Source organism: Rhodonellum psychrophilum GCM71 = DSM 17998 (genome assembly GCF_000381545.1).
In the GTDB taxonomy this organism is placed as follows: domain Bacteria; phylum Bacteroidota; class Bacteroidia; order Cytophagales; family Cyclobacteriaceae; genus Rhodonellum; species Rhodonellum psychrophilum.
In genome coordinates, this window is sequence record NZ_KB906714.1 from 1 (window position 1) to 3,677 (window position 3,677).

2 protein-coding genes are annotated in these 3,677 nt (G+C 44.5%); both read right to left on the bottom strand.

Features of this window, described 5'->3' with window-relative positions; translation table 11 throughout:
- Positions 1-484: 484 nt before the first annotated feature.
- On the bottom strand, positions 485-1,513 hold the full coding sequence (locus tag F824_RS0125330; RefSeq protein WP_019600741.1) for a polysaccharide deacetylase family protein: 1,029 nt from the start codon (positions 1,511-1,513) through the stop codon (positions 485-487).
- A 171-nt stretch (positions 1,514-1,684) separates the two neighbouring features.
- On the bottom strand, positions 1,685-2,902 hold the full coding sequence (locus tag F824_RS0125335) for a hypothetical protein (RefSeq protein WP_019600742.1): 1,218 nt from the start codon (positions 2,900-2,902) through the stop codon (positions 1,685-1,687).
- Positions 2,903-3,677: the final 775 nt, after the last annotated feature.

Genomic DNA, 3,677 nt, shown 5'->3' on the forward strand with positions numbered 1-3,677 from the left:
CTTCAACCTTGAGTAGCCGCGGGTGGAACCCGTGGGAATTGGAATGTCGTGGTTGTTTCATTTTGGCTAAGGGAAAGGATTGAATCCCGAAGGTTTATCGCCAAAGCAGGTAGTTATTATTTGTGGTGATTTTTTCCTTTGTCACTTTTGGCTTAGCCCAAAAGTAACCAAAAGGCCAAGAAATTGGAATCCTCCTCCGCCCTTGGCCCACGCCGGCTCGGTCCAATTTCCTCCTCCCCACGTCCGAGGGAAGTTTAGTGGTAATTCCACACCCATGGCCTCTCTCCCCACAGACCACGTCCTCCTTGTCGACCAATTACCGCCAAGCCTGAAGGGAATGAATTTGGTTAGCCCCGTATACAATGCGGTGGGAAAATGGTTCAGATCGTTTACCAAGCCTGAAGGGCTTGAATAATGAAAAACTGTCCAAGATTGGGAAATAGGATTCCTTCTGTTGCTTTGCGTTTTTTCGATTGAAGTCCTGCTATTTTACTGAAATAATCTCGGTTTTTTGACTGGGGATTATTTCGGTTTGTTGTGAGTGGACAGTCTTTAGTGTTCCCAATTCTTTCATGGAAAGGGAAAGCATGCCATATCGGGATTTCAGTTTGTGGAAATGCTGGAGGATTTTGGATAGTTCCCGCATGGAGTCTTCGGGATAATGACCAAAATTATGGGGATGCCACCAAAGATGGTAGATTTGCCCGTGCTTGGCTGAATGGGTCATCTCTTGGAATATCCGGTTCAACCTCAATGTATTGATCAGGTTGTTGGATCCATAATAGGGTCTGAGCAATCGGGAAGCTGGCATCATCCAAGGTTCTGATTCCCCTTCCTTCTCCACTTCCTCCCAGGGATAGGAAGTCTGGCTTCCCATGGGCACGAAACAGTCCGCTGTCCGACTCAGTCGTTTCAACAAACTCCCGTGTTGGGTTTCTTGCCAAAACCAGTTTTTAGGATTTCCCCGCACCTGATCAAATCCCTCTTCTCCGCAAATCGCCAAATACTGGTGATTGAGATGATTTCTTGGAAAAACCAAAGATTTGAGTTGAATGCCGAATTTCTCCCCGGCAATTTTTTGGGCAGCCTGCAAGTCCATCCGAAATTGGTCTGGGGACTGTCCCCTGATCAGGGTATAAAAGTGGGCAAAAGTATGGCTTCCGATTTCTTGCCCCGGGGTCTCCAGGATTCTTTTGATAAGGTCTGGCGCAAAATGAAGGTCAGGTTCCAAACCATGCTGTTTTTTCCATTCATACGCAGAATAGTTTTTGTTTCGGTAGGAAGGTTTGTGAAGGGGAGAATAGTGGTGCCACTCCTCCTCATTTTCGGCAAAAAGCATCCCGACCGTCGCCCAGGTAACCTGGATTTCATTTTGGGCAAAAAGCTCCAGCAATTGGGGGATTACCTTGCGGGTTTTTAAGAAATATTCCTTATTAACGTTGTTGCCCACTTTGTCAAAAATCCCCCAAAGGAGCTCAAAGTCCAGGCTGATGGTGAATACGGGTGGAGTCATAGGTGGGTAATGTTCGCTGAATGCATAATGGGGTGGTTTTTTGGGCAATTGGGTAATTAGCCTGATGCAATGTTAATAGTAAACTTGACTTTTCAATGCATTCTTTCTTTAAATTTTGAACTTTTCAGGTTTTAAAGTCAAAGAAGAAAGGTTCTGGTATCAAAAGATAGGTTATTTGGATTCGGAAAGCTCGCGATTGCGTTGCTCTTCTTCCACGATCCGGTTGTAGATCTCCAGCCGCTTGCGCATCTTGTTGGTTTTTTGCCAATCCATAAAGGCGATCACCACAAAGAGCATAAAGTACATGATCTGGCTTTTTTGGCGGATAATGATGCCCAGATTGGACATCACAAAAGTCATGGAAATAGAGATCGAGATGAATACGATTCCGGACATCTTCACCATGGCCGGTGCTCCCTTGATGAATTTGATGAAATCCTTATTCAGGACCCTGCTGAACATGTAGATATAGAGCAGGTTTTCCATGGAAACAAAAATTCCCAACAGGTTCGGTGAATCCACGAACAAGGGACGAAACCAGAAGGTAAACAATTTCATGGGTAAGCTGTAGGAACTCATATCGACGCCGGAACCTGCGGATTGAAGACGCTGGGCATTCAATCCGGATTCTTCCTCAAAACTCTCCACGATATTGTTCGGATCATAGCCCAAATAGGTCAGCAACTGATCATAGACCAATATACTGATCACGAGCCCGCCAATGGCCGTCAGGTATTTCTGATAAGCAGGCACCTTTTCCTTGCCCAGGATAAAGCCCACCCCCATCCCGATCACGATTGCAAACAGGATATGGGGCCGAACCATATAGGTCAACAGCCCCCCAATTGCCAAATGGGGGATCCTCTTTCCCGGCCAGGAAAGCCCATACACCAAGAAGCCGATCCCACAAAAGATAACCGCTCCTTTCCCCAAGGAAGCAGTCCAAAAGTGCATATTGGGCAAAAACATGAAAATGGTAATGGCATCGTATCCCTCAAACTTGGGATTGAAACGAAGGTTCTCTTTGAAGAAAAGATAGAAATACACAAAGCCCAAAAAACCAAACCATGTGAAGAGGAACATGGTCATTTCATAGTTGAAATTCAGGTAGCGGACAAAAGGAAAGGCCATCCATTCCATAAAATCCGTTCCCGGACTGAAGGCAGATCCCCAAGTAGGCCAGTATTTAAGCGTTTTGTTGTAGTAGTTGACAGAATCCGACCTTGCAACGAGGGTATAGGAATAGTAAATCCCCCCAAAAAGCATGTGGTACCAATACATTTGGTTGAGAAACCCAGCCTTGACAAATTTATGCCTTTGCTGGATACTGTTTAGGATCGGCTGGCTGACGCCGAAAAGAATGAAGATAAGGATAAAGGCGCCAAGCATTTTTTAAACCCGTGTTATGCATTCCAAACTCAATTAAAGGTTGTAATTGACTGATAATCAATTAGGTGTTGCGTATTTTTGACTTCACCCTATTGCTATCAGAAATTAGTCTCCCAAGAGTCTGATATTCTTGCAGATGAACCCCTTTTTTGAAACCAAATGCATATTACGGATTAAATATAGGGAAGAAATGGGGAATTGAAGGGATTCCTTACTTCATTTTTAAATTTATGGATTCGTGGTGGGGGTTTCATTCCTTAATTTACTGAAAAACGAAGGTGATGGAGTTGGCAATGCATCAATGTCCTGTCGGATTGTGAAGGGAAGCCTGAAGGGCCTGTCAGCCGGCAGAGGCAGGCTTCAACCTTGATTTGCCACGGGTTGCAACCCGTGGGAATTGGAATGTCGTGATTGTTTCTTTTTGGCTAAAGAAAAAGATTGAATCCCAAAGGTTTTTCGCCAAAGCAGGTGGTTGACATTAATCGCAAATTTTTTTCCTTTGTCCCTTTTTGCTTGATCAAAAAGGAACCAAAAAATCAAGGCTGATATCTCTTCTTCAAATTGGGACGTGTATTTTCGGAAAATTGATTTCCTTCCAATTTGATTTTTGTCTGGCTTCTGAGAGCTAAAAATGAGTGGATCTCGTTCGGAAAAACGCACGAGCTAACTCATTTTCTTCACGCTCTCCGAATCCTGCCAAAAAACGCAGATATATAGGCCGTCCTTTTATCCGGAGAAAGTTTGGTGCGAGGGTTTCGTTTCCTTCCGGTTAACC